Consider the following 292-nt stretch of genomic DNA (forward strand, 5'->3'; position numbering starts at 1 on the left):
CTAGCTGGTCATGATACAGACTATGCCTGTCAAGAATTGAAAGAAGATGCTTATTTCTATCAGCTGCTAGAACCTGGACAGCTGGCCTCTCAACCAACCTTGTCACGTTTCTTTTCTCGAGCTACTGAAGAAACGATTGCAGCTTTAAGACAGATTAACTTTGAGCTTCTCCAAATCTTTTTACAATTTCATCAAGTGGGGAATCTTATCATTGATATTGATTCGACTCATTTTACAACCTATGGAAAACAAGAAGGCTCGGCTTACAATGCTCATTACCGTGCCACAGGCT

General features: G+C 40.8%; 1 protein-coding gene. It reads left to right on the forward strand.

Annotated elements, in window-relative coordinates; genetic code table 11:
* Positions 1-292 (forward strand): transposase (locus E4T71_RS09435; RefSeq protein ID WP_194181277.1); only part of this gene is annotated, 292 nt, incomplete at both ends.

The organism is Streptococcus sp. WM07 (genome assembly GCF_004570525.1).
Taxonomy (GTDB): domain Bacteria; phylum Bacillota; class Bacilli; order Lactobacillales; family Streptococcaceae; genus Streptococcus.